This window comes from Gordonia amicalis NBRC 100051 = JCM 11271 (assembly GCF_000332995.1).
GTDB classification, from domain to species: Bacteria; Actinomycetota; Actinomycetes; order Mycobacteriales; family Mycobacteriaceae; genus Gordonia; species Gordonia amicalis.
In genome coordinates this window covers 41,282-47,415 of the sequence record NZ_BANS01000050.1, presented here as the reverse complement: position 1 = coordinate 47,415, position 6,134 = coordinate 41,282, and the positions used below count along the sequence as shown (strand labels likewise).

Sequence of the window (6,134 nt, the reverse complement as noted above, 5' to 3'; positions counted from 1 at the left end):
CAACCTGGGAAATTCACCGAATTGTTTGCCACACGTAGTTGAACAGTGGGTCGCAACACGCCCGCACGACGACGCGCCGAAGAGTACCGAAGGATTTTCAGTTTCGTGATTGTGGAAATTAATCAGGCCTCTGACCTGGTCAAACAGGGTTGTTCACACCCTAATTCCTCAGGTTGTCCACAACGGTTGCACAATCGCTCCCCCGATCACTCACACCTCGTCCACAAGTCCTCCCCAGATTTGTTAACAGTCCGGTTTGAGTCGGCGGCGTCGAGGTCTTAATGTCTCGGCTCAGGTCTCAGTCCCGTCTCGCGCGCACGACAGCACTCTTTGTCGGAGCGGCCCGATAGGAATGGAGACGGACAGAGCATCAAGTGACAGGGCATGACGTCGACACCGGGGACTCGCGAGGTGGCCTACCGGGGCCGACACCACAGAGGTCGTACCCATCCGCCCCGGGCGAATGGATCGAGCGTTGCGAGAGGTTAGACACGCGTGGCTGTTGTGGATGACCGCGGGCGCGGTCCCGCCGCCGGAGACCGCGACCAGGACAGGGGTCGGGGTGATGACGCTCTCCCCACCGAGGACTTCGGTCGCCAACCCCCGCAGGACCTCGCCGCCGAGCAGTCGGTACTCGGCGGCATGTTGCTGTCCAAGGACGCTGTCGCCGACGTCGTCGAGAAGATCCGAACGGCCGACTTCTACCGGCCGGCGCATCAAGCCGTGTTCGAGGCGATCCTCAGCCTCTACAGCAAGGGTGAACCGGCTGACGCGGTCACCGTTGCCGCCGAACTGGAGCGGTCGGGCGAACTCAAGCGCATCGGCGGCGCCCCGTATCTGCACACCCTGATCTCGACGGTGCCCACCGCGGCCAATGCCGGCTACTACGCCGAGATCGTGGCCGAGAAGGCCATCCTGCGTCGTCTGGTGACGGCCGGTACCCGCATCGTGCAGTACGGCTACGCGGGCAACGACGGCCAGGACGTGGCCGAGGTCGTCGACCGCGCACAGGCGGAGGTGTACGAGGTCACCGAACGCCGTCAGGCCGAGGATTACCTCCCGCTCGAAGAGCTGCTGCAGCCGACGATGGACGAGATCGATTCGATCGCCTCGCGCGGCGGTATCTCGCTGGGTGTCCCGACCGGCTTCGCGGACTTCGACAAGCTCACCAACGGTCTGCATCCGGGCCAGATGATCATCGTCGCCGCACGACCGGGCGTCGGCAAGGCGCTTGCCCTCGACACCCCGCTGCCCACGCCCACCGGCTGGACGACGATGGGCAAGGTCGGGGTCGGCGACCAGTTGCTCGACGCTCACGGCCGGCCGACGACGGTGGTCGCGGCGACCGACGTCATGACCGAGCGTCCCTGCTACGAGGTCGAGTTCAACGACGGTGCCGTGCTGGTCGCCGACGAGCAGCATCAGTGGGCGGCCGAGATCGACGGCGAGCGTCAGGTCGTCACCACGGCGGGTCTGCGCGGCCACGTCGGATGTGCCGTCATCCGCAACACCGCGCCACTCGAGTTGCCGCGCAAACGTTTTGCCTATGGGCCGTACACCGTCGCCGCGCTCGCGGGAATGGCGTTCGACGATCCCGAGATCAGCATGCGTATCGACGCGGAAGGTCCCGTCGACGTCATGACGTTGATGGCCGACCTGGGTGGTCGCATCCCCTACGAGTACCTGCGCGGGTCGATCGCTCAGCGTCGCGCGCTGTTGGCCGGCCTCCTCGACGCGCGTGCCACCGTCGACGACGACGGGTGGATCACCGTGCCCGCAGCGACCCGACACATGACCGGGGTCGTGGCCGATCTCGTTGCCGGTCTGGGCTTCAACTACAAGCGTTCGGCGACGGGCTGGTTGCGCGTCGACGCCGATGAGGATGTCTTCACCGTCCACCACAAGGCATTGCGGCACAAGGAACTTCGTCGTAATGCCGGTGTTCGACGCGTCGTCGCGGTGCGGCCGGTCGACTCGGTGCCGGTGCGCTGCGTCGAGGTCGACAACGACGAACACCTCTACCTCGCCGGTGAGGCGATGGTCCCCACGCACAACTCCACGCTGGCCATGGACTTCCTGCGGTCCGCGGCGATCGGACACGGCCTCACCGCAGCCATGTTCTCACTGGAAATGAGTAAAACCGAGATCGTCATGCGTCTGCTGTCGGCGGAGGCGAAGGTCAAGCTGGCCGACATGCGTGCCGGCACCATGAGCGACGACGACTGGACCCGGTTGGCTCGTCGTATGGGCGAGATCTCGGATGCGCCGTTCTTCATCGACGACTCGCCGAACCTGACGATGATGGAGATCCGCGCCAAGGCGCGTCGTCTCAAGCAGCGTCACGATCTGAAAGTCGTTGCGGTGGACTACATGCAGCTGATGACTTCAGGTAAGAAGGTCGAGTCGCGTCAGCAAGAGGTCTCGGAGTTCTCCCGTCAGCTCAAGCTACTGGCGAAGGAACTCGAGGTTCCGGTGATCGCGATCAGTCAGCTGAACCGTGGTCCCGAGCAACGTACCGACAAGAAGCCGCAGGTCTCGGACCTTCGTGAGTCCGGCTCGCTGGAGCAGGACGCCGACATGGTCATCCTGCTGCACCGCCCCGACTCGATCGAGCGTGACGACCCTCGTGCGGGCGAAGCCGACATCATCGTCGGTAAGCACCGTAACGGTCCGACCGCCACGATCACCGTCGCGCACCAGCTGCACCTCAGCCGGTTCGTGGACATGGCGCGGGGGTAGCGCCGGGGCGGGCGATGAACCGACAGAGCTCATCCCGATGACCAGACCTCGATAGAAGTCTGGCCGCCGGATTGAGGTCTGCCGGTCGGCGCGTCCTTTCTGGCGCCTCAGCGCGATGGCTCGGCCGGCGTCGTGGTCGACCAGGCCGGAGGGCATTCGGGGTTGTCGCCGAGCCCGCACATGTCGTTCTCGATGTAACTCGGCACGGTGGGCTGGGTGGTGTCGGCGTGCTGGTTGACGACGTTGTACCCGAGGAAGAAGACCAGCATCGCGATGTTGAACACGGCGCCGAGCGAGAGCACGCGGAGGAATGTGCGTCCCCTGCGAATCTTCAGGCGATCGAGTCCGCGGTCGGTGATCATGCGTCCGCGCGAGTCTCGGAAGCAGTAGATCAGCGCGCTCAATCCCACCATGCCGCAACCCCATACGAGTCCCTCGTACAGCGGGAACTGGTAGTCGGTACCCGGGAAGAGTGAGATGCTGCCGCCGACCCACACATAGCGGTCCACGCCTTGCAGGAGTGTGATCAGCTCGCCGATGACGTCCTGGGCGAACATCAGCACCATCACGAAGGCGATCAGTCCGGCTCGATTGATCCGGGGAACATGCCTGCGCACCCATTTCAGGTACGCGTCGACTCCCATCATGTTCAGCGGCACGAAGAACAGGTAGATCCCGATCCACCAGAAGATGGGCTGGGGATTCACGCCGCCGTTGTCGAACCAACCCGGGATGAACTCGGCCCAGGTGCCGAAGTTGGGGAAGTGCGAGTTGTAGGAGTAGACCGGACGAAGAGCGTTGACAGCGGGTCCTGCCAGGCAGTGAGCATCCACGCCATCGCCACGATCGCCACCGGCGGAAGCTCGCCGTCGCGGATGCGTTTTCGCACGATCCACGTGACGAACACGATGCTGCCGACGATGCTCAGCCCGTCCCAGAAGTAGATCCACACCATGTTGGTGCCGTCGTCGGTACCGGGCATGACGCGTTGGAAGCTGTCCGACGTCACCCACCGGCCGAAGATGTAGAGCTCCAGAACGAGGAAGACCGCGCCGAGCCTGGCCAGCCACACGACAACCGGCGAGTCTGGGCCCACACGGCCGAGCCGACCGCCGAACGGCAGTTCTGTCCGGTCTTCAACGGTATCGGGGGAATCTTTCGTAGTCATGGATCGGCCGGTCCCTCCTAGCGGCTGCCGCTCACGGAGCGAGCGGAACATACACACCTGTATGTTGGGAGCGACGGTACATTCAGTTATCTCTTTACGTCCATGCCCCAACCGGCTTTGCTACGAAGGGCCGCCTTGGCGGAGTGCTCGTGCGAGCTCGGAATACATTGCGCGCATCTCGCTCTGATCGAGCGGCTGCCGGGTTACCTGGATCCCCGCCAGGGCGGCGATCGCGATGGCGGCGAACGCCGCGGCCTGCGTTTCCGGTATGCCGTAGCGTTGCAGCGACGCTGCCAGTCCCTGTCGGCGCAGTTCATCCACTCGACGCTGCGCTGTCGCCACCCGTGGCTCCACGGTGGCCCAGGCGCGCAACGCCGCCTCGGCCGCATGTGGCAACCCGATCGCCAGGTTGGCCTGCTCGTCGATCTGTGACCACAGATCGGGCGCTTCGGGCCGCGCGACCAGGTCGCGGCTGTAGCGCTCTTCCCAGTAGTCCAAGAACTTGGCCACGAAGTCGTCGAAGTTCTTGAAGTGGTGGTAGAAAGAGCCGCGGGTGGCGCCGAGACGCTCACACAATCCGGCGGCGGTCAGTGCGGGGAAGCCGGAGTCCTCCAGCACCCGCATCGCCTCATCGAAATAGTCGCCGGCCGACAGTCGACGGGATGCGGAGTCGGTCACGGGTGCCCTCGGTTTGCCATGGGCGCCATGCTATCCGTCATGTCCGAGGTCGTGGTCAACCCCGAGTTACCCCGGAGGTGAGGCCGCCCGAAAGCAGGGGGCGGACCCGGTCTCTTCAGCGCGATCCTGTGGCAGCTGAAAGCGCTCGCGCCCGCCCTGGAGTGGCTGGGCCGCAACGTCTTCGGTGTTGGCGCGATCCTCGATGTGAATTCCGGGAGCGAGGACCAGATGGCGATCTGGATCTACCTGTTCCTCATGGTGGCGGTCGCCCTTGTCGTCGCCGCGCTGTGGTCGATTCTGGATCGTCGACGTCCCGACTACGCACGGCTGTGGTCCTGGACGGCGCTGCTCCTGCGGCTCGCACTCGGGGGACAGATGCTGTTCTACGGTTTCGCGAAGCTCATCCCGTCGCAGATGGGTCCGCCTCCGCTCGCGGCACTGCTCGAACCGTTCGGGGACTTCAGCCCGGCGTCGATGCTGTGGCTACAGGTCGGGAGTTCGCCGGTCTACGAGATGCTGCTCGGCAGTGTCGAGGTACTCGGTGGCCTCCTGTTTGTTCTGGACCCGGACGGCCACACTCGGGGCGATCATCAGTCTCATCGCAATGGTCCAGGTGTTCATCCTCAACATGACCTTCGACATCCCGGTCAAGATCCTGTCCCTCCACCTGGTGGTCCTCTCGCTCATCCTGCTGGCGCCGCATGTGCGGAACCTGCTGGAGCTGTTTGTGTTCGGACAAGCAGCGAAGCCGCTGACTCCGACTGCACTGTTCCGGCGCGCCGGCTTCAACAGGTGGGCTGCGGGACTGCAGGTGGTGCTCGGCGTCTGGGTTGCGATCGGAGCAGCTCAGATCAGTTGGACCGGGTACCAGGAATACGGTGCCGGGGCACCGAAACCGGAACTGTACGGCATCTGGTCGGTCCAGGACTTCCGCGTGGACGGAACTCTGCTTCCCCCGCTCACGACCGACGAGAAGCGCTGGCAACGAATCGTTTTCGACACCGGCGGAGCGACGACCTTGCAGATGATGGACGGTGCGCTGGTGCCGGTGCCGGCCGACATCGCGGACGAGACACTGCAGATGCAACAGCCGCTCGCCTCGCTGGTCATCGAGCGCCCCGACGACGACACCCTGGTGCTGTCCGGCGAGCTCGACGCAACTCCGACCTCGATCGTCGCGCACCGTATGGACCACGACGCGTTGACGCTACGGAGTCGTGGGTTCAACTGGGTGCAGGAGGCGCCGTACTTCCGGTGAGGTTCACATTCAGAGCATCCACAACCACACGAACCGCAGCACGATGGCGCTGATCCCGAAGATCGCGGTGGCGACCAGCCATCGGCGGGCGCCGCGATCGGCGGTCAGCGGATCGCGCCCTCGGCGCAGGTAGGTGAAGGCCGCCATGATCGCGCACGCCGATGCGATCACCCCGGTGGCGAGGACGAGGACCAGCATCACCATGTTCACCAGCGCGCCCCATCGTCTCCGCACTGCCAGAACTCATTTCGACGTTGCGACCTCGATCGAAGTCGCAGCGTCGAAATGAGG

The 6,134-nt window shown here is 64.5% G+C and carries 6 protein-coding genes; 2 read left to right on the top strand and 4 right to left on the bottom strand.

The features are described 5' to 3' along the window. Positions 1-495 precede the first annotated feature (495 nt). Entirely contained in the window at positions 496-2,739 is a 2,244-nt protein-coding gene (gene dnaB / locus GOAMI_RS19940; protein ID WP_006438397.1) for a replicative DNA helicase, read from the top strand. A gap of 107 nt (positions 2,740-2,846) precedes the next feature. On the opposite strand, the gene GOAMI_RS19935 is transcribed toward dnaB, so the two are convergent. The 3 genes from GOAMI_RS19935 to GOAMI_RS19930 form a co-directional block, all read right to left on the bottom strand. Then, positions 2,847-3,557, bottom strand: coding sequence for a spirocyclase AveC family protein (locus GOAMI_RS19935; RefSeq protein ID WP_243829137.1), 711 nt, complete (start codon positions 3,555-3,557; stop codon positions 2,847-2,849). After that, positions 3,443-3,958 (bottom strand): hypothetical protein, encoded by a 516-nt coding sequence (locus GOAMI_RS23670; RefSeq protein ID WP_243828552.1) that lies wholly within the window; start codon positions 3,956-3,958, stop codon positions 3,443-3,445. Before GOAMI_RS23670 ends, GOAMI_RS19935 begins: the two co-directional genes overlap by 115 nt. A gap of 69 nt (positions 3,959-4,027) precedes the next feature. Beyond that, positions 4,028-4,585: a TetR/AcrR family transcriptional regulator gene (locus GOAMI_RS19930; RefSeq protein WP_006438394.1), complete on the bottom strand. Its 558-nt coding sequence runs from the start codon at positions 4,583-4,585 to the stop codon at positions 4,028-4,030. A 604-nt stretch (positions 4,586-5,189) separates the two neighbouring features. Here GOAMI_RS19930 and GOAMI_RS19925 point away from each other — a divergent pair. Then, a complete protein-coding gene (locus GOAMI_RS19925; RefSeq protein WP_243828551.1) occupies positions 5,190-5,843 on the top strand; it encodes a hypothetical protein in 654 nt (217 codons plus the stop codon). A 9-nt stretch (positions 5,844-5,852) separates the two neighbouring features. On the opposite strand, the gene GOAMI_RS19920 is transcribed toward GOAMI_RS19925, so the two are convergent. Next, positions 5,853-6,041 (bottom strand): hypothetical protein, encoded by a 189-nt coding sequence (locus GOAMI_RS19920; protein WP_051995446.1) that lies wholly within the window; start codon positions 6,039-6,041, stop codon positions 5,853-5,855. Positions 6,042-6,134 lie beyond the last annotated feature (93 nt).

Coding starts and splice junctions, on each gene's coding strand:
- GOAMI_RS19920 (WP_051995446.1), bottom strand. CDS start 6,041: ATGCTGGTCCTCGTCCTCGCCACCGGGGTGATCGCATCGGCGTGCGCG.
- GOAMI_RS23670 (WP_243828552.1), bottom strand. CDS start 3,958: ATGTTCCGCTCGCTCCGTGAGCGGCAGCCGCTAGGAGGGACCGGCCGA.
- GOAMI_RS19925 (WP_243828551.1), top strand. CDS start 5,190: ATGGTCCAGGTGTTCATCCTCAACATGACCTTCGACATCCCGGTCAAG.